The sequence below is a fragment of the Bacteroidota bacterium genome (assembly GCA_017303905.1).
In the GTDB taxonomy this organism is placed as follows: Bacteria; Bacteroidota; Bacteroidia; order B-17B0; family Aurantibacillaceae; genus JAHEYG01.
This window is the reverse complement of sequence record JAFLBH010000002.1, coordinates 410,534-431,467: the sequence shown is the minus strand read 5'-3', so window position 1 is coordinate 431,467 and position 20,934 is coordinate 410,534. Positions and strand designations below refer to the sequence as shown.

Sequence of the window (20,934 nt, the reverse complement as noted above, 5' to 3'; positions counted from 1 at the left end):
CAATAAAGTAATCATTACTTCATTAATAGCATCCTTCCATACGAGAATTTGTTTTTACGTACAAATCTTACAACAATAGATTTGCCATCATTAATGGAAATGCTTCTGTTAATTGGGGTTATAAAAACACCATCAACGGATGGATATAATTTTCTTTCCACTGCTCCGGTTTTTACATCAATGGTTGTTTGTGCGAATACAGCATCTTTATAGTTTTTGATGTCTTCAATCTCTTTAAGCTTATCATCGTATATGCCAATCTTTTCAAAATTTGATGGGTGTTCAGCATAGATAAAATATAGTTTATCACCATTAAAGGTATAATGGAAATTTTTCACCTTATTTAGGGTGCTTTTAGGTATGATGGCACACCACTGAAATTTTCCTTCGGAGGAATACTTACAAGTCATTAATTCACGCTCAAGTTGATAAGGGCCGGAACTATTAGTTCCTGAAAAACCTTGTGTGAACATGAAATAGTAATCGTTATTGTTTTTAATTAGTTCTTTTACAATATAAGATTTGTCAGCAGTGCCTTTTTCGATAGCCCAAGTTCCTAATTTGTATCCCATGCGCTTATAAAAATCGTCGTTAAAATAATTAAAAGAAAGGTTCTTTACTTTTCCGGATCCATCAGTTTCAAAGAAGTAATTAGCAAGCTTGGGTTCTGGTCCGCCTTTCGTTTCAATATCGTTACATAACCCGGCAGTTATAAATTTGTTTTGGTCTGCCAAGAACAAAGCGCTTCTGATATTTAGTTTGTCTGTAATTGTAAATACCTTAGACTTTGAATCTTTCGAACCAATTAGCTCATAAGCTACAATTTGGTATTTTATATCAGTGTCAAATTTTGAAATGTGTTGCGCGCAGATTACATCGCCATTATCATTAATTGAAAAGGTCCCACTAAATAGATAGAGGTCTTCGATTTTTTGTGTGGGATTAACAGTTTTAATTTTTTCAAGTGAGTTAGAGTTGTAAATGGTGATATAGGAATCTTGCGGATACATCAAATACTTAATGGATAATCCAACAGCGAATTTTGTTAAATCTGGTGAAAACACGACATCATAATTAATTGAGCCTGTATACATTCCTTTTTTATCCGATACTTCAGCAATAGTTGTTGGCTGAGTTATTACTTTTCCGGTTATGTCCGCCACTACAAGTTTAATAATGGTGCTTTTTCGGTCATAGTCTATATAAAATGTATAAAGCTTATTGTTTGCAGCAAATGTTTTTAGTGGTACAGGATGTTCTTTATCTTGAGTTTCAACCTCGTTAACTAAAACTCCCGTATTTTTTCTAGTAAAAGTAATTGGATCATATATGTCTAAAATTAATTTATACTTGCTGCTTTTAGTATATTCCTGTTCAACAACAAATAGGGCATCTTTTAAAAGAATACAAGAATTTAAGTCTTTAATTACAGGATGTTCCATTTCGTATTCAACATCAGAAATCACAAACGGACTTTGTGCGTGTAAATATGATGCAGATAAGAAGTTGGCAAGAATTATGATTGGAAAGTTTATTTTCTTAATCATTTGATTCAATTTGAAGAAGAAGAGATTTTTTGTACGCATATTACAGAATTTGGTTTAAATTACATTTTTACTGTTACACCAAAATACAAAATATTCAATAATTTACAAGTTTAAATAAATAAAAAAGCCCCTTCAAAAGAAGAGGCTTTTTTTGTCTATTGAAAATGATATTTTACAAATGTATTACTTCACCATAAGCTGCAGCTGCAGCTTCCATGATTGCTTCGCTCATGGTAGGGTGAGGGTGAACAGTTTTAATTAATTCGTGACCTGTTGTTTCTAATTTACGAACAGCCACACATTCTGCTACCATTTCTGTAACGTTAGCACCAATCATGTGCGCGCCTAATAACTCACCGTATTTAGCGTCAAAGATTAATTTAATAAATCCATCGGATGCGCCGGCAGCTTTTGCTTTACCTGATGCAGAGAATGGAAACTTACCAACTTTAACTGTATAACCGGCTTCTTTTGCTTTCTTCTCAGTAAATCCAACAGAAGCAATTTCAGGTTGGCAATATGTACAACCCGGAATGTTATTGTAATCAATAGGGTCAACGTGCATGCCTTTGATTTTCTCAACGCAGGTAATTCCTTCTGCACTAGCAACGTGTGCTAAGGCTTGTCCGCCTACGCAATCACCAATGGCATAATAACCCGGTACATTCGTAGCGTAATATTTATCGGTTAAGATTTTTCCTTTGTCTGTTTTAATACCTGTTTCTTCTAAACCAATTCCTTCAATGTTTGCAGCAATTCCTACCGCAGATAAAACGATTTCAGAATCAAGAACAACATTTCCGGTTTTTGTTTTAACATGCACTTTGCAATCTGTTCCTTTGGTATCCACACTTTCAACAGAAGCTTCTGTCATGATTTCGATACCAACTTTTTTGAAAGATTTCTCTAATTGCTTTGATACTTCTTCATCTTCAACCGGAACAATGTTCGGCATGAATTCAACGATGGTTACTTTGGTTCCCATTGTTGCATAGAAGTAAGCAAACTCAACACCAATAGCACCTGAACCTACAACCACTAAACTCTTAGGTTGTTTTGGTAAGCTCATCGCTTCGCGGTAACCAATAATTTTCTTACCGTCTTGTGGTAAATTAGGTAACTGACGGGAACGTGCTCCTGTTGCAATGATAATGTGTTTACCATCGTATACAGTTACTTTTCCATCGGCACCTTTAACTTCCACTTTTTTGCCCGGCTTTACTTTAGCCGTGCCCATGATGACATCAATTTTATTTTTCTTCATCAAAAACTGAATGCCTTTACTCATTCCGTCGGCCACATCGCGGCTACGTTTAATAACGGCACCAAAATCAGCTTTGATATTATCTGCACTAATTCCGTAATCTTTTGCGTGATTTAAATATTCAAATACCTGAGCACTTTTTAATAATGCTTTCGTTGGAATACATCCCCAGTTTAAACAAATACCACCTAAATTTTCTTTTTCAATAATGGCGGTTTTAAAACCTAATTGTGAAGCGCGAATGGCAGTAACATAACCGCCCGGACCGCTTCCTATAACAATAACATCGTAGTTCATAATTTGATTTTGTAAAGTGCTAATTTAAGATTTAAATTCTTGAAATGTTATAAATTCAGAAATTAATTTGGTATTGCAATTTGTTTGAAATCAGAGGATTATTAGCAGAGAACCATCATGTCTTCGTCATTGCGAGGAGGGACGACGAAGCAATCCTTATTTGTAGAGATTGCTTCGGTCGAGGCGAAAAGCTCGACCTTGCAATGACGGAAAAAGAAAAAAAGATTCCTCCCTACGGTCGGAATGACGAATGGATTTAAACTGTCATGTCGAGCGCAGTCGAGACATCTTTATTTCAACACAGAGATGCAGAGTCTGAGAGGCCAAGGATATTATTTATGGCCTACAAAACTTAAACATTTCTTATTATATGTTATGCGTTTAATGTTTAATGAAGAGGTAATGTTCTCCATCGCGAGCTGTGCCTCGCGACATATAACACAAAATAATAAATGAAAAAAGAGCCCCGAATTAGATTCCGCGAAAAAGCATCTACACATCGCTTCGATGCACAGGTCTGCGCTATCCGCGGGAAAAGAAAAAAAAGATTCCTCCCTACGGTCGGAATGACAAATTACAACGAGTGTCATGTCGAGCGAAGTCGAGACATCTTTTTAGCCATGAATTACACGAATAAACACGAATTAAATTCCGCGAAAATCTGCGCTATCCGCGGGAAAAGAAAAAGAACAGATTCCTCCCTGCGGTCGGAATGACAAATTGCAACGAGTGTCATGTCGAGCGAAGTCGAGACATCTTTTTAGCCACGAATTACACGAATAAACACGAATTAGATTCCGCGAAAATCTGCGCTATCCGCGGGAAAAGAAAAAGAACAGATCCCTCCCTGCGGTCGGAATGACAAATTAAAACGAATGTCATGTCGAGCCGGAGCGAGACGTTGTAATGATAGTTGTTTAGTTCTCGACTACTCCCGATAACTATCGGGACGAACTGACAGGAAACGCTCGAACTGACAGGAAATTATAACCCAAACCTTGCCTGCGGTACTTCATCTAATCCGCAAAAATCTTGTTTCAAATATTTATAGTAAGCAGTAATTCCAATCATGGCGGCATTATCGGTACAATACTCGAATGGTGGAATGAATACAGTCCACTTGTTTTTTTCTCCAAGCGCCATTAATTGTTTTCTTAATTCACTATTGGCAGAAACACCGCCTGAAATCGCAATGTCGTTTATATGATGACGTTTCGCCGCTATTTCGATATTATGTAAGAGCACTTTTATTAAATGATTTTGATACGAGGCGCAAATGTCATTGATGTTTTCCTTTATAAAATCAGGATTCGTTTTTACATTATTCTGAATAAAGTATAAAAACGAAGTTTTAATACCACTGAAACTGTAATTCAAATCATTGACATGTGGTGTAGAAAACGTGAATTTATTTGGATTTCCACTTTGTGCCAGCTTATCTACCATTGGTCCGCCGGGATATGGTAGTCCGATTATTTTTGCCGCTTTATCAAAAGCTTCGCCAACCGCATCATCAATGGTTTCGCCTAACAATTCAAAATCCAAATGCGAATGAATTTTCACGATTTGTGTATGACCCCCGCTCACCGTTAGACACAGGAAGGGGAAGTTGGGAGTTCGTAGTTCGTAGTTTGTAGTTTTGGTAACATTCTCCGGACTCCCAACTCCCAACTCCGACCTATTTTCTCTAATAAAATGCGCTAAAATATGTGCCTGCATGTGATTCACTTCAATCAGCGGAATTTGTAAAGCCATTGCCATTGATTTGGCAAAGCTCGCCCCAACCAATAAACTGCCCATTAAACCGGGACCTTTCGTAAAGGCAATCGCAGATATTTGTGATATTTTAACACCGGCTTTTTGAATGGCTGCATCCACCACAGGAACAATGTTTTTTTGATGGTCGCGGCTTGCTAATTCGGGAATTACACCGCCATATTGCTCATGAATTTTCTGATTGGCTGTAACATTTGCTAATACCGCATCGTTTTTTAAGACAGCGCACGAAGTATCATCGCAGCTCGATTCTATTGCTAATATGTATACTTCGTCATTTTTCATCCTGCCAAATATTTGTAACTTTATAGCTTATGGCCGTAGTGGGCAAAATTACAAGAATATTACTGAAAACACTCAAATATCTGTTTGTTCTGGTTATTCTTTTGCTCGTATTTCTGATTATTGCCGTAAATACAGATAGCGTTCAAACCTGGCTCGGACAAAGAGCCACTGCATATTTGTCTTCTGAATTAGGTACACGTGTTGAAGTAGGAGCGGTTCATCTTCATTTTATTAAAACTGCGGAATTAAAGGATGTGTTTGTTGAAGACAACAATCACGATACGTTGGTTTATGCATCTACTTTAAAAGTTGATTTAAGTAATTTCGATTATGAAAAGAAAACTTTAAATATTGATCGTGTTCTGGTTAAGAACACAACGGTAAAGATTGTTCGTTACAAATCAACCGACAAATTTAATTTCGAGCATTTAGCGGATTATTTTGCTTCCACGGATACTACCAAATCCGGTACTTCACCTTGGAAAATAAAATATGGAACACTAATCGTAGATAATGTGGATTTCACCTATCGTAACGAACGTCATAATACAGAGGTAAAAGACTATATGAATTACAATAATATTCATGTTAAGCATGTGTCGGGCGAATTCAGCGAAATTAAAATTATAGATGAAACTTTTTTCGCAAACATAAAAGGTTTGTATGCTGAAGAGCATTCCGGTGTAGTGTTGAAGAATCTAACGACTCAAGCTAAAGTAGGTCCGCAAAGTTTAATTTGTAAGGCGCTGACCCTCGAAACGCCGAATAGTAAAGTGCAAGGAAGTTTAGCTTTTCAATATAAAAACTGGCGGGCTTACCAAGAGTTTATTGATAGTGTAAAGATTAGCGGAATGTTGGTAGATGGAACATTGGTTCATTTTAATGATATCGCTTATTTTGCTAAAGAGCTGAAAGGATTGAACAAATCATTGAAGGTGAACGGAAATTTTGAAGGCTATGTGAAGGATTTCAAAACGCAAAGTTTGTATCTGGCTTTTGGTGATCATACCATTTTCGCGGGTGATTTAGCTATAAAAGGATTGCCGGATATTAATAATACGTTTTTTGATTTTAAGGCACAACATCTTTCTACATCCAAAAGTGATCTTGAAAAAATTCCATTATTCCCATTTACGAAAGGAGAAAATCTAAGTTTGCCATCTGAGGTTGCCAGACTAGGAACGGTGGATTACAGCGGAGAGTTAAAAGGCTATTATTATGACTTTATTTCCAAAGGAACCTTTCGAACAGCACTTGGTAAAGCATACACCGACTTAGCTTTGCAAATTGATACCGCCAAGCAAAAAGTAAAATATCAAGGCTTATTGGTATCGGAAAGTTTTCATTTGGGAAAATTATTAAATATCCCTAATCTGGGCGCCTTAACGGTAAATTCAAAAATTAAAGGTTCCGGAATAACTTTAAAGGATTTGAATGCGGAGCTGAATGGTAAGATTGCTGCTTTCAGTTATAACAATTACGTTTATCAAAACATAAACATCGACGGTACTATTCAAAAGAGAATATTTAAAGGAAATTTAATAAGTAAGGATGCCAATGCTGATTTTGATTTTAATGGTAGCGTAGATTTTACAGGCAAAGTTCCCGACATCGATTTTATCTCAACAATTAATAAATTAAATCTTAAGCGCCTTGGTTTTATTAATTCGAAAGAGGATGGATATATATCATCACAAATCATTATGGATTTACAAGGCGACAATATTGATAATCTTTCCGGATTAATCAATTTTGATAACACGATATATAAAACAGAGGAAAAGGAACACAAAGTAAGCACCTTCGATTTACATCTGGAGCAGCAAGCTGTTGAGAAAAACATTCGTCTGAATTCAAATGTTTTTAATTTCAGTGTTAACGGACCATTTAAATTATCAAACCTGGAGGGTGCATTCCACACTCTTCTCTATTCGTATTATCCTGCCTTTGTGAGTAAACCAAAGGGTAAAAACGTATACACGGATTATTTTAAATATAAAATTACCGTTAAAAAATTTAATACCATTCGCGATTTATTCATAAATGATTTATCGGTGAGTCCTAATTCTGTTTTTGATGGTGATTTCGATGCTTCAAAAAATATATTTAACCTTAACATGAAATCGGATTCTATCAGATATAAAGGAGTTCGTTTTTCCAATAATCGAATAGAGTCTTATTCAAAAAATAATAAAGTCAATCTGGTATTAAAATCCGACAAAATAAATTTAACGGATAGTATTTCCATTAATAATTACTTTATGTATTTAGTGTCGAACGATAAAAACACGAAATACAATCTCGAATGGAATAATAAAACGGTTCCGAATAATGCAGGTAAGCTTTTTGGTCGTATGATATTTGAAAACAACACTGCTAATATCAGCTACGAACAATTCTTTTTAACTGTAAGAGACAGTACATGGAACATGATTACAAGTGGTAACACGGTTGTTGATTCATCCGGAGCTCTTACGATTAATCCTCTGGTTTTTGCCAATGGCATTCAAAAGTTAAGTATCAATGGTACCTTATCGAACGCACCAAAGGATAAATTGGTTTTCCAATTGGCTAATTTCGATTTAACTCAGTTAAGTCCGTTTATTGGCGACGCCTTAAAAGTAAAAGGTATTGTGGATGGCGGCTTCTCCTTACAAAAGCACTCCGGTAATCTTGTATTCAGCAGTAAACTTAATTTTAATAAACTCGATATTAATGATAATAATTTGGGGCAAGGAGAATTAAATGCCGAGTACTTTAATGCCTATAAATACATTTATCTGGATGGATTTACAACGCTTGGTTTTACCAATTTTAATGGTGATGTTATCAAAAACATAAGCTTTAACGGTTACTATTATACCGATAGAAAAGAAGAAAGTTTGGATATTGGTTTTAACGCAAATCCGGCGAACTTGAAAATATTGAATCGTTACCTTGAAGGTATTTTATCATTTAAACCTTGTTTAATCGCCGGAAGCGCGAAAATTACCGGTACACCGGCAAAGCCTGCTATCAACGGAAATTTCAAAATCATTCTTTGTGAAATGAAAGTAGATTATCTGAATGTGACCTATAATGTTATCGGGAATGTGGAGGTGATGCCGGATCAGATTCGCTTTGAGGATTTAAAGATAGGCGATGATGTAACCAAGAAAACCGTTTTTAACGGAACCTTAAACGGAAATATTTTCCACGACAATTTTAAGAACATGCGAATCGACTACGATTTGAATTTCAAAAACATGTTGGTGCTAAATAAACCGCGAAACGAAACGGAACCGTTCTATGGCAAGGCTTATGCGAGTGGTAACGTTGGTATTTATGGTTTTATTAATAATGTGGAAATTCAAATCACGAACGCGAAAACCGAAAAGGGAACCATATTTACTATACCACTTGATAATCCATCTGAAGTTTCAGAAACAGGATTTATTAAATTCGTAAAGAAAGATACCATTAAAAAAGCGGATGTGTTAATGAAATCCGGCTTTACTTTAGACATGCAATTAACGGCAACACCTGACGCGGAAGCACAAATTATTTTTGATGAGAAAAGCGGTGATATCATTAAGGCGAGAGGAAAAGGTGATTTACGATTAAAAATTAATAATCTTGGAAAGTTTGATATGTTTGGAGAATATGTCATTACCACCGGAGATTACATGTTTACATTGGAAAATTTTATCACCAAGAAATTCGATATTCAAAAGGGAAGTACAATAAATTGGAGTGGTAGTCCGTACGACGCGGAAATTAATATAACCGCCAATTACAAACAAAGAGCATCCATTGCTCCATTGTTTCCATATGACTCAACAGGCGTATACAAACGTCGCTATCCGGTTGATTGTAAGTTGTACATGAAAGAAACGCTTCTTACACCAAATATTTCGTTCGGCGTTGATTTACCTACCATTGATGAAAATACATTATCGAAAGTAAAAAGCTTATTGATTGATGAACAAGAATTAAATCGTCAGGTATTTTCTTTACTCTTATTAAAAAGTTTTGTTACACCGCTTCAATACTCACAAGGTGGAGGTATTTCCGCGGGTTCTGCCATTGCAGCTAACGGAACGGAGATGTTGTCGAATCGTTTAAGTGGTTGGCTCAATAACTTAACTAAGGATGTGGATATTGGTGTAAATTACCGTCCGGGTAGTGAAACTAGCAGCGATGAATTAGATATAGCTCTCTCCAAGCAATTATTAAATAATCGTTTGTCTGTTGATGGTAACTTGGGTTACAACAGTAACTCACAAACGTCTACTAACTCAACCGGATTAATCGGTGATGTGAATATAGAATACAAATTAACCGAAGACGGGCGTTATCGTGTGAAGGGCTTTAACCGAAGTAATGATAACACGCAAATCACTACTTCAGGTGGACCATTCACACAAGGAGTAGGTGCATTTTACAGGGAAGAATTTGAATCGTTTGACGATTTATTTAAGCGTTATCTCAAGAAAATTAAATCGGTAGGAGGTAAATCCAAATCACAAACACCTACAGAAGAAAGTCAATCAAACGGTGGTTGATTAATGCTTAATCTTTTCTCCGTTAATCAATACGGTTTCAATTAAATTACTTCCAAATGCATACGGAATGTAATTGTAAGAGCTGATTGGATGTGTAATAAAAATATTGGCACGTTTACCGGGAGTAATACTGCCAACTTCATGACTTAAACCCATCGCGTAAGCAGAGTTAATGGTACAAGCGTTAATTGTTTCAGCAGGATTTAATTTATATTGAATACAGCCGAGGCTCATCATGAAATTCATATTACCGCTTGGCGAACTTCCGGGATTATAATCACTCGCGAATGCGACAGCTAATCCTGCATCAATCATTTTACGGGCCGGAGGTAAAGGTAATGAGAGAAAGAAGGCAGCGCCGGGTAAAACAGTTGGCATGGTTTTACTGTTTTTTAAAACTTCTATGTCTTTATCGTTACAAAACTCCAAGTGATCAACACTAATAGCCTGACACGCTACTGCTGTTTGTATTCCGTTGCTGTGGCTCAATTGCTCGGCATGTACTTTTGGAATAAGTCCGTGCTTTAATCCCGCCTCTAAAATTAGTTTTGTTTCTTCAGCACTGAAATATCCGTTTTCGCAAAATACATCAATATAATCTGCTAACTTTTCTTTTGCGATTGCCGGTAACATTTCATTAATTATTAATTGAATGTAGCCTTCTTTATTCCCTTTGTATTCGGCAGGAATGGCATGCGCGCCTAAAAACGTAGCTTTTACGGGAATGATATTTAAATCTTTCAGACGTTTAATAACCCGAAGCATTTTCAATTCTGCTTCTGTGTTTAAGCCATAACCGCTTTTAATTTCAATGGCACCGGTTCCTTGTTTGATTACTTCAAAAAAACGGATCAAAGATTGTTCGAATAAATCATCTTCACTTACCTCACGTAATTTTTGCGCTGAATTTAAAATACCACCGCCACGTTTAGCAATTTCTTCGTACGTTAAACCATTAATGCGGTCAACAAATTCGCCTTCACGATTACCTGCGTATACAATGTGCGTGTGACTATCGGCATAACATGGCATGACTATTTTTCCTGTCGCATCAATCACTTCTAAATCTTTCCAGTCGATAATTCCCGGAAAATCTTCCATTGTGCCATAGTCTGCAATGAGTCCGTTGTCGATAGCCAACCAAGCATCTTCGATACAAGGAAGGTCAGACATTGCTTTTCCGCTTACTTTTTCAATCACGTTATCTCTAACCTGAACAAGTGTTTTTATGTTTTTGATAAGAAGTTTCATCCTTGCGTAAAGTTAAATAAATGCCGCATACAATAAAAAATATTCTAACGACGTTATTAAGGTATGAAACAGATAGTTTTAATAATTGCTTTCTTTGGTTTAGGTATAAATCTTAAAGCGCAAAAGAAGGATTCGGTTAAATTTTATAGAAATGAAATTGGTGTTAATACATTGCCTCTGGTAAATGTGTTAAGCGGTTCAATTCCTCTACAAAATGCCCGTTTATCATTAAACTACAGGAGAATGTTCGGTACTAAAAACTACATGCGCGTTTCATTAGCATTATTCCCGTATGCTGATTATAATGTTCAAAGTAAAAACGGATTTGTAACATTACATTCGGTGAATGATACAAATTTGATTTATTACAACCTCCAATACCGACAAACACCTAAAACGCAATTGAATTTGGGCTATGAAAGAGTGATAAGAAACCGTAAACTTTGTCAATCTGTTGGAGCTTATGTTTTTCTAAATTATCAGCATAAAAGGTTAGAAGATGTGTACCTGTGGACCGGAAAATCAACACCTCTTGAAGAGCAGAATTCGATATTTAATGTTGTTAAGCAGAGGGTTGATACAATGGGAAATGTTAAAGTTACGGATGGAATTGGGATTGGTCTTCAGGCGTTCTACAATGTACGTTTACCAATAAGTAAGCACTGGCTTGTATCTGCAACATTCGGACCTACCATGAGTGTCTCGTTTAACCGAGATAGAATTACAGAAAATAAGACGGGTAAGTTAAATGAGTTTAGATCCACCAACTTTGATTTCGATGGTACTTTATTCTCCGACCTTTCTATTTGTTATAGGTTTTAGCGCTTATTTATTACCTTTGCTTATATGGCAGGTAATACTTTTGGCAAGCTTTTTACACTCACAACTTTTGGCGAAAGCCATGGTGAAGCGATTGGCGGAATTTTGGATGGTTGTCCACCTCAAATAACGCTCGATTTTGAGTTCATTCAAAACGAATTGGATCGCCGTAAACCCGGCCAATCGCACATTACAACTCAGCGTAAAGAAAGTGATACGGTAAAATTTCTGTCGGGTGTATTTGAAGGTAAAACTACCGGTACGCCCATTGGTTTTATTATTGAAAACGAAAACCAAAAGAGTAAAGATTACGAACATCTGAAAGATAACTTTCGTCCCTCACATGCCGATTATACCTATGAAAAGAAGTATGGCATTCGCGATTACAGAGGAGGAGGAAGGTCGTCGGCACGCGAAACGGCTTGTCGTATTGTAGCCGGTGCCATTGCAAAATTATTTTTAAAACAGTTTGGCATAAGCATTCAGGCTTATGTAAGCACCGTACATTCCATCACACTCAGCAAAAAGTATTCGGAACTTGATTTATCTAAAACGGAAGAAAATATTATTCGTTGTCCCGATGCCGATATAGCTGATAAAATGATTGCTTTGATTGAGGAGGTGCGTAAAAAAGGAGATACTGTTGGCGGAATTATTTCATGCGTCATCAAAGGAACACCTGTCGGATTAGGAGAACCTGTGTTTGATAAATTGCATGCGGATATCGGTAAAGCGATGTTAAGCATAAATGCTGTTAAAGGCTTTGAGTTTGGCACGGGCTTTGATTCTGTTAACTACATGGGGTCACAATTAAACGATATTTTTTCCAATGAAAAAGGTGCTATACACACTACAACAAATAACAGTGGTGGTGTGCAGGGTGGCATCAGCAATGGCGAAGATATTTACTTTAAAGTGGCTTTTAAACCGGTTGCAACCATTATGCAAGTGCAAAAAAGTGTTAATGTAAAAGGAGAAGAAGTAAATCTTGAAGCGAAAGGCCGTCATGATCCTTGTGTATTACCACGCGCCGTGCCAATTGTAGAAAGCATGGCCGCATTAGTGTTGGCCGATCATTTTTTACGTATGAATGCTTATAAAAAGTAACATGAAAAAATTAAAGTATCTTATCGTCATTTTTGCGGCTCTTGTGCTCAGCAGTTGTAAAACAGTTGATTTACGATTTAAGTTATACAATCCACCATTGGTGCAATTACCGGAGCATGTTAAACAAATCGCTTTGGTAAATCGCACCATAATCGATAGTTCTAAAAAACAACAAAACATTTTTGAGTCTGTAATTACAGGCGAATCTGTATTTGGAGATAAGGTTGGACCTGAAGACGCGCTCTTCAGTTTTTCGCGTTATATTAATTCTTACGGTCCGGTTACTACCGTTATTCCTGAAAAACATCGATTAAGAGGGAATGTTGGTCCGTTTAAGAGCGACCCTTTAAAATGGGAAGTTGTTACAAAGGTGTGTCGCGAAAACAAATCCAATGCTTTAATGTCGTTAGAGAAATTCGATACTAATTCGGATGCTGCGGTAAGTGCTATCAATACCGGCATGCAAGTATTAAACGGGAATGTGAATGGCGTAAAAGATATTCGCTATCATGTGATGTATGGTTGGATATTGTATGATACCTTAACGAAACAGATTATTCATTATAGTGATGAAGTCGTACACGAAATCGCAACAGGCGTTCCTATTTTATCACCTTTACCGACTCAGGCAGTAAAAAATACAGCTGCGGTTATTGGTGAACGCGAAGCTTCCAAGTTTTGCTCTTCTTTTTACTGGGTACACCGTGATTATTATAAAAAAGGAAAAAGCGCACAGTTTTCGGTTGGCGTAAGAAGAGCCTACGTGAACGATTGGGATGGAGCGATTGAAATATGGAAAGAAACAGCTAAATCGGATAATAGAAAAACCGCGGGCCGTTCGTGTTATAACATCGCTATTGCTTATGAAGTAAAGGGTGATTTAAACGAAGCGTTAAAGTGGGCACGTAAATCGTATTCGGATTACGGAACTAAATTAGCGCATCAATACGTTTATACTTTAGAGCGCCGTCAGAACAACGGAAATTAATTCTTGCAGACTAAATCAAATAGAAGCATTTATATTGTCAGCTTTTTCGAAGGCGCAGCGGTGATGGCTACCGAATTGTGCGGTTCTAAATTAATTGCTCCTTATTTTGGCAGTAGCTTATATGTGTGGGCGGCAGTTATCGCGATTACACTGGGAAGTTTAGCAGCCGGTTACTTTTACGGGGGAAAATTAAGCGAGAAAAATGACAGGGTAAAAAAACTATCATTGGTTTTATTCATTTCCGCTTTGTATATGGGCGCAATGCCTTTCATAGCCAATTTATTCGGACCCATTGCTCTTCGGTTTGGATTATTGTTTTCAGTTACTATTTCTGCACTTTTATTATTAAGTGTGCCGATGTTGTTAATGGGCGCAGCCTCTCCGCTTATTATTTCCATTCAAACACAAAATTCAAATGAATCGGGTAGGGTAAGCGGACTCGTTTATTCGATTTCTACTTTGGGAGGAATTATTTCCACTTTCTTATGTGGTTTTTTGTTTATTCCTTCATTTGGAATTAGCACCACTTTATTTGTATTTGCCTCGTTGCTGGCATTATCATTAATTCTTCTTCATAAATCTAACGGTTTTAAAGCAGCGGTTTTATTGTTAATGTTTTTAGTGAGCGGATTTACTTCGAAAACTCCTCTTAAAAATTGTATTTATCAAAGTGATGGAATGCTCGGGAAAATAAACGTCATTGAAGATACGATTGAAAATTTAGTTGTAAGAAAATTGTTAGTGAATAACACAGTTCAATCGGAGATGAATATCCAAACCGGCAAATCTGTTTCTCAATACATAGCTTTACTGGATTCTAACCTGTCTTTAACGCAAAATAAAAACGCATTAGTTCTAGGTATGGGGGGCGGACTCACCTCCAATTTACTCGCTGAAAAGGGATATAAGGTAACAGGCGTTGAATTGGATGAAAGGATTGTTGAAGTGGCGAAAAATTATTTTCATCTCCATAAATCCACACTAGCTATTGCTGATGATGCACGTCGATTTATGAATAATTGCAATGAGAAATATGATCTCGTTTTAATTGACGTGTTTAAAGCCGAAGAGCAACCTGTACATGTTATTACCTCAGAGAGTTTACAGCGTTTAAAGCAGAATTTGCAAGAGAACGCAAGTTTGATTATTAACTGGCATGGTTATCTAAAAGGCGAGCGTGGCTTAGGAACTTCTATTTTATTGAACACCTTAAAAAGTGCAGGATTTAATTGTAAAATGGTTGCGGCATCAGGTAAAGAAGACGAAAGAAATATTTTGATTTTTGCATCTCTTAAGTCGCCTGACGTTAAAAAATATGAAATTCAGGAAGCCGTAGAATCGTGTGATTTAATCAATACCGATGCTAAACCGTTGTTAGAGAAATACAACGCTCTTGCCAATCAAACCTGGCGTAAAAACTACATACTTTACTACTATTCAGCTAATTAAAAAATAGCTTTTTTGTTCGTATATTTATACTTTAATTTTTAAAACGAACTCAGAGTATATTTTATGTCACAATTAGTAATTTTTCGTCACGGACAAAGTGTTTGGAATTTAGAAAACAAATTTACCGGATGGGTAGATGTGGATTTAACGGAAAAGGGCATTCAGGAAGCAAAGAATGCAGGTTTAAAATTGAAGGGATACAAATTTGATTATGCTTATTCGTCTTCATTGCAACGGGCACAAAAAACATTGAGTCTGGCGCTTGAAACAGCAGGGCATTCACCAATAACACCAATTTATGATGCTGCTTTAAATGAGCGAATGTATGGCGATTTACAAGGTTTAAATAAGGCTGATACAGCAGCGAAATACGGTGACGAACAAGTAAAAATATGGCGCCGCAGTTTCGATATCGCGCCTCCTAATGGTGAAAGTTTAAAGGATACTGCAGCACGTGTTATTCCTTATTTCGAAAAGGAAATTGTTCCGAAGTTGAAAGCCGGAAAAAACATTGTGATTGCAGCACATGGAAATAGTTTGCGTGCCCTAATCATGTATTTGGAAAAAATGACACCTGAGCAAATTTTACAATTCGAGATTGGAACGGCTGAGCCTCGTTTATATGAATTGGATACTAACATGAATGTAACTGCAGCTAAAAATTTATAATATGTCGAACCATTTTATAAGTCCGGATAGTAAAGTCATTGCTGTTGATTTCGACGGTACGATAGTAGAACATGCCTATCCCGGAATTGGTAAAGAAATGTTATTTGCTTTTGCAACGTTAAAAGCATTGCAGGCAAAGGGACATAAATTGATTTTATGGACGTATCGTCATGGTGATTTATTGCATGAAGCTGTTGAATATTGCAGGAAGAACGGTGTTGAGTTTTATGCGGTGAATCGTAATTTTCCGGAGGAAGAAGTTTCGGAAAAGGTGGCACGTAAATTAAACGCCGATATTTTTATTGACGATAGAAACATTGGCGGATTCAGAGGTTGGAGTGAAGTATGGCAAATGTTACATCCTGATGGCGGGGATTTTTTTCATGTAGTGGTGAATCCGGATGCACATAACAATTATAAAAAAGAAGAAGTTTCATTTTTTAAAAGGTTCTTAGGAAGAAAATGATTTATATTAAAACAAGAGAAGAGATTGAATTGATGCGCGAATCAGCCCTCATGGTATCGCGTACCTTGGGTTTAGTAGCAGAGCACATTAAACCGGGTGTAGAACCTGTTTTTCTGGATAAAATTGCCGAGGAATATATTCGTGATAACGGTGGCGTTCCCGCGTTTAAAGGTTACAGAGGAAATCCTCCATTTCCGGCTACTTTGTGTATTTCCATTAATGAGGCAGTTGTACATGGTATCCCAACCAATAAACCACTCAAAGACGGAGATATTGTATCGGTGGATTGCGGTGTAAAGAAAAATGGATTTTATGGCGATCATGCATATACTTTTGGGATTGGTGAGATAAAACCTGAACACAGAAAATTATTGGATGTGACTTTAGAAGCTTTGTACAAAGGTATTGAGCAAACCCGTGCCGGAAACCGTATTGGGGATATCAGTTACGCCATACAACATCATGCAGAGAGTCATGGTTACGGTGTAGTGCGTGAGTTAGTAGGACATGGTTTAGGAAAAAGCTTGCACGAAGAACCGGAAGTGCCAAATTATGGTAAGCGTGGAGACGGTCCGAAATTAAAAGACGGAATGGTGATTGCGATTGAACCGATGATTAATTTGGGTAAGAAAAACATTACGCAATTAAACGATGGCTGGACCATCATAACAGCCGACGGACTGCCGAGTGCTCATTTTGAGCATGACGTAGCTATCATTGACGGTAAACCTGAGATACTTTCCACTTTTGCTTATGTGGAGGAAGCTTTGGCAAAAAAATAAATTAAAATTTTAAACGCCATTATTTCGTTACGAAACATATCACTGGCCGAATTAAGGCAAATGGCGCAGGTGCGTAAACAACGAAAATTATCTCGCTTTAATAAGATTGTTTTATGGCTTAATTACTTTGCAGTGCTTGCCCTGTTAACGGGGGCAATTGCAAAATACATTTCTCCTCAACTATTTTGGTTAATTGCTTTTATGGGATTGGCTTATCCCTATGTAGTTATCATAAATATATTGTTTAGTATATTTTGGCTCATGCAATTTCGCCGCCTTGCCTTAATTTCCGCTTTTGGCATCTTGGTTACCTTTTTTACATTCAACAAATATTTTCAAATTACAATTACCAATAAAGGATCCAATAGTGATATAAAGGTAACCTCTTACAATAGTATGCTCTTCGATTTGTACAATTGGAGTAAAAATAAAAAATCGCGGCAGCATATTATTAATTCATTACAGGAAATTAATCCGGATGTTTTGTGTTTGCAGGAATTTTATAATTCAAACCGTGAAGACGGATTACATAATATAGATACTGTTGTAAACGCACTCAATACAAAGTATCATCATGTTGAGTATACATCCATTGCGTACGGACATAATCATTTCGGTTTAGCTACTTTTTCAAAGTATCCGATTATCAATAAAGGAACTATCGTTTTTAATACGAAGTCTAATAATATATGTATTTATAGTGATCTTTTAATTAATAAAGACACCGTTCGTGTTTATAATATGCATCTGCAATCGATAAGTTTTAGTAAACAAGATTATAAATTTATTGATGATGCTTTAGATTCAGATGATGCACAGGATGAACTGGAGAATTCAAAAAGTATTTTAAGGCGATTAAAACGCGCTTTTGTGAAACGCGCTGAGCAAGCCGAAAAGGTAGCATACAGCATTAAAAATTGTCCTTATAAAGTTATCGTTTGCGGGGATTTCAATGATACGCCGGCTTCATATGCTTATCGGATAATCAGTAAGGAATTAAAAGATGCTTTTGTAGAGAAGGGGAGTGGATTTGGAAGAACATATGAGGGTAAATTCCCAAAATTCAGAATTGATTACATTTTACACGATAAAGAAATTAAATGTAATGCTTTTGAAGTGTGTGATGAAACATTCACTGACCACTATCCAATAACCGGATATTTTCAACTCGAAAAGAATTAAACAAACTTGATGCCTTCGATTTCTGCGCGGATTGAAGAGGCATAGTTGTAGGCATAATCAAAAATATCGTCCGCTTTATTGAAATCAAACATACCAAAGCGACTCATATCAGGTGGCTCAATAAAAACATCACAAGCATGAGTTTTAGAATAAACGGATTGCCCTAATGCACAATGAAAACTGCGATCCAGCATATCCTTCATATGTAAATCCTCAATTTTGTTACTCATTGAATTTACATGAACACCTATAATATGGTTGTCGTTTTCCAATAAAGGCTCAATTGGCAATTGATTTAAAATACCACCGTCGAGTAAGTATGTTTCGTTTAAATGGATTGGTTCAAATATGAGAGGAATACAAGCCGATGCTGCTACACTTTTGGCCAGCTCACCTGAATTCAAATACACTGTTTTATTGTTTACTATATCCGTTGCAACAGCAGTGAAAGGAATTTTTAATTTCTCAAAAGAATTATCGGGTATGTAACGCGTAATGGTTTCTTCAAATCCTTGTGTGTTAAAGAAACCCGATTTTCCGAATAGAATATTAGGAAAATTAAATAGTTTGGCCGCTTTTCCGATTTTTAGTATTTCATCGGGTTTATAACCGGCCGCGTACATAGAGCCAAATAAAGCGCCTGCACTCGTGCCCGAAATAGCGCTGATTTTTATATTGAGTTCATCAATTACCTTCAATACACCAAGGTGAGCAAAACCACGAGCGCCACCACCTGAAAGAGCAAGTCCTATCTGTTTCATGATTTTCTGACAGCGTAAATTAGTTCATCCAAAAATTCACCATTCTTGAAAATACTTTTTTCAATTCTGGCTTCTAATTTAAAACCGCATTTTTCCAACACGCGTTGTGAGGCTTGGTTATTACCAAACGGACGGGCATAAATGCGAGTGATATCAAAGTTTTTAAAACCATAGTCAACAACTTGTAAAACTACTTTTGGAATAATACCATTTCCCCAGTATTCTTCGCTGAGCCAATAACCTAATTCAGCGTTTTTACACATGATGTCTTGCTGTAAATGTATGCCGGCACCACCCGCAGCTTCGCCATTAATTTCAATGCACATAAAATTGGAAGCGTGAGTTGTCGTTGCTATTTCCAGCCATTTTTCGCCATGCGCCTTAGTGTAAGGATACGGAAAGCCATTGGTCATGAATTTGGCAACATTTGGGTTGTTGGCGTGTTTTACCAAACTTTCCAAATCCGACTTATTCCATGGGCGTAATTTGAATTCCATGGAATAAATTTACAACAAATAATAGTGTTTTTGTGAAAGAGTTTAATTTGTTTTAATTCTATAGAAAGTGATTGATCGGCCGTTAATAACGCCTGTACTTTTTAGAATCATTTTCATGTCAATGTAGTAAGTGGTGTCTTTTAGTGTACCTTTTTCTTTGGTTGTAATGCTACTCACGCCATCTGTTTTTCCGGTTAGCCACATGGTGACTTTAAATTTCTTTTTACCCACCCACATTTTTTTCTCAAACAAACTATATTTTACCTCACCTGAGGCATCAGCTTCATCATTACCGTAGGTGGAGTAGCTGCCCTGCCCATCTTGTAAAATTACAAGCCATGTGTTTACGCTATCCTGATTGCTAACCCAGGTTCCGACAAGTTCAGGATCGTAATTCAATGCTTTCTTTTTAATGCATGACGCGAGTGCCGCAATAATTAATAATGTAAATAAAAGTTTTTTCATTTTCTTATACGTTGTTAGTTCGTTAAATTGTACATGTCAATCAGTTTTTCATACATCTTATCACTTTTGTTTTTAAGTATTTTATTTGTAATAGGTAAAGTTAAAGTACCTACAAGGCTCATTAGCGCGTTTGTATAGGTTTGAGTATTGTCTCTTCTTCGTCTTATATCATTGTACATATCTATGCCGGTTACTAACGTACTAAACCCGCCTCCTATAGAAGTAGGAATGGAAGTGAGTTTTACGATTTTTTGTGCGGTTTTTGTCATTTTTGCAGCTTTCAACGGAACCAAAATAGCGGGATTTTTAGATTTACCTAATAGTTTGTCTACTTCCTTTCTGCTGGCTTTTTGTCCATTTATTGTAAATTTTTTCGAATCGATCATTTCAATTTTTGTTTTACTGTCGGTTTGTTGGTTGCCAGAAAGAGTGCCTGGTATCGCGGAATTAGAATTTGTTATTACCGAATTTGTACCTGAGTTGATACCATTTGTAAAGCTACCCGCAGACATTGTATTTGTAGTTATTGCAGCATTAAATTGTTCTGTTTTACCGTTACTGTATTTAACCATCAGGATTTCGGATTTACTTACAACAAATGTGGGACCATCAGGAAAATCAGTTTTTTTAAATGATATACCTATCGTTCCTACTTCAGTAATCTTGGCTTTAATCGAGTCGCCATTGGTTTTGATAATTAAATCCTGAGATTTTAGGCTTGTATTAAGAATAGCAATGAATATTAAAATTAACCGTGTTGTAGTAATGTTTTTCATCATTTAAAA

17 protein-coding genes are annotated in these 20,934 nt (G+C 36.5%); 9 read left to right on the top strand and 8 right to left on the bottom strand.

Features of this window, described 5'->3' with window-relative positions; genetic code table 11:
- Positions 1–14: 14 nt before the first annotated feature.
- The 3 genes from J0L69_09595 to tsaD form a co-directional block, all read right to left on the bottom strand.
- The gene (locus tag J0L69_09595) at positions 15–1,586 is read right to left on the bottom strand and encodes a hypothetical protein (GenBank protein MBN8693441.1); all 1,572 of its coding nucleotides are present in this window, start codon (positions 1,584–1,586) and stop codon (positions 15–17) included.
- 133 nt (positions 1,587–1,719) lie between these two features.
- Complete coding sequence (gene lpdA / locus J0L69_09590) at positions 1,720–3,108, bottom strand: dihydrolipoyl dehydrogenase (protein ID MBN8693440.1); 1,389 nt, start codon at positions 3,106–3,108, stop codon at positions 1,720–1,722.
- A gap of 984 nt (positions 3,109–4,092) precedes the next feature.
- Positions 4,093–5,169 carry a tRNA (adenosine(37)-N6)-threonylcarbamoyltransferase complex transferase subunit TsaD gene (gene tsaD, locus J0L69_09585; protein MBN8693439.1) on the bottom strand — a complete coding sequence of 359 codons (1,077 nt, stop codon included), beginning with the start codon at positions 5,167–5,169 and terminating at the stop codon, positions 4,093–4,095.
- A gap of 29 nt (positions 5,170–5,198) precedes the next feature.
- On the opposite strand from tsaD, the gene J0L69_09580 reads away from it, so the two are divergent.
- Entirely contained in the window at positions 5,199–9,713 is a 4,515-nt protein-coding gene (locus J0L69_09580) for a translocation/assembly module TamB (protein MBN8693438.1), read from the top strand.
- On the opposite strand, the gene J0L69_09575 is transcribed toward J0L69_09580, so the two are convergent.
- Complete coding sequence (locus tag J0L69_09575; GenBank protein ID MBN8693437.1) at positions 9,714–10,964, bottom strand: imidazolonepropionase; 1,251 nt, start codon at positions 10,962–10,964, stop codon at positions 9,714–9,716.
- 63 nt (positions 10,965–11,027) lie between these two features.
- Here J0L69_09575 and J0L69_09570 point away from each other — a divergent pair, with 63 nt between their 5' ends.
- The 8 genes from J0L69_09570 (at position 11,028) to J0L69_09535 (ending at position 18,426) form a co-directional block, all read left to right on the top strand.
- Positions 11,028–11,786, top strand: a complete 759-nt coding sequence (locus J0L69_09570) for a hypothetical protein (GenBank protein MBN8693436.1) — start codon at positions 11,028–11,030, stop codon at positions 11,784–11,786.
- 24 nt (positions 11,787–11,810) lie between these two features.
- On the top strand, positions 11,811–12,890 hold the full coding sequence (gene aroC, locus J0L69_09565; protein ID MBN8693435.1) for a chorismate synthase: 1,080 nt from the start codon (positions 11,811–11,813) through the stop codon (positions 12,888–12,890).
- A gap of 1 nt (position 12,891) precedes the next feature.
- Positions 12,892–13,878, top strand: coding sequence for a hypothetical protein (locus tag J0L69_09560; GenBank protein ID MBN8693434.1), 987 nt, complete (start codon positions 12,892–12,894; stop codon positions 13,876–13,878).
- A 3-nt stretch (positions 13,879–13,881) separates the two neighbouring features.
- Positions 13,882–15,327, top strand: a complete 1,446-nt coding sequence (locus tag J0L69_09555; GenBank protein MBN8693433.1) for a fused MFS/spermidine synthase — start codon at positions 13,882–13,884, stop codon at positions 15,325–15,327.
- A 63-nt stretch (positions 15,328–15,390) separates the two neighbouring features.
- On the top strand, positions 15,391–15,996 hold the full coding sequence (locus tag J0L69_09550) for a 2,3-diphosphoglycerate-dependent phosphoglycerate mutase (GenBank protein MBN8693432.1): 606 nt from the start codon (positions 15,391–15,393) through the stop codon (positions 15,994–15,996).
- 1 nt (position 15,997) lies between these two features.
- On the top strand, positions 15,998–16,462 hold the full coding sequence (locus J0L69_09545) for a hydrolase (protein MBN8693431.1): 465 nt from the start codon (positions 15,998–16,000) through the stop codon (positions 16,460–16,462).
- On the top strand, positions 16,459–17,244 hold the full coding sequence (map, locus tag J0L69_09540; protein MBN8693430.1) for a type I methionyl aminopeptidase: 786 nt from the start codon (positions 16,459–16,461) through the stop codon (positions 17,242–17,244). Before J0L69_09545 ends, map begins: the two co-directional genes overlap by 4 nt.
- A gap of 261 nt (positions 17,245–17,505) precedes the next feature.
- A complete protein-coding gene (locus J0L69_09535; protein MBN8693429.1) occupies positions 17,506–18,426 on the top strand; it encodes an endonuclease/exonuclease/phosphatase family protein in 921 nt (306 codons plus the stop codon).
- Here J0L69_09535 and J0L69_09530 read toward each other — a convergent pair.
- From J0L69_09530 to J0L69_09515, 4 genes are read right to left on the bottom strand one after another with little or no spacing between them, the layout of a single operon-like run.
- Positions 18,423–19,187: a patatin-like phospholipase family protein gene (locus J0L69_09530; protein ID MBN8693428.1), complete on the bottom strand. Its 765-nt coding sequence runs from the start codon at positions 19,185–19,187 to the stop codon at positions 18,423–18,425. The genes J0L69_09535 and J0L69_09530 overlap by 4 nt on opposite strands.
- Positions 19,184–19,684: a GNAT family N-acetyltransferase gene (locus tag J0L69_09525; protein ID MBN8693427.1), complete on the bottom strand. Its 501-nt coding sequence runs from the start codon at positions 19,682–19,684 to the stop codon at positions 19,184–19,186. Before J0L69_09525 ends, J0L69_09530 begins: the two co-directional genes overlap by 4 nt.
- 42 nt (positions 19,685–19,726) lie before the next feature.
- The gene (locus J0L69_09520) at positions 19,727–20,149 is read right to left on the bottom strand and encodes a hypothetical protein (GenBank protein MBN8693426.1); all 423 of its coding nucleotides are present in this window, start codon (positions 20,147–20,149) and stop codon (positions 19,727–19,729) included.
- Positions 20,150–20,163: 14 nt separating this feature from the next.
- A complete protein-coding gene (locus J0L69_09515) occupies positions 20,164–20,925 on the bottom strand; it encodes a hypothetical protein (GenBank protein ID MBN8693425.1) in 762 nt (253 codons plus the stop codon).
- Between the last annotated feature and the right edge of the window lie 9 nt (positions 20,926–20,934).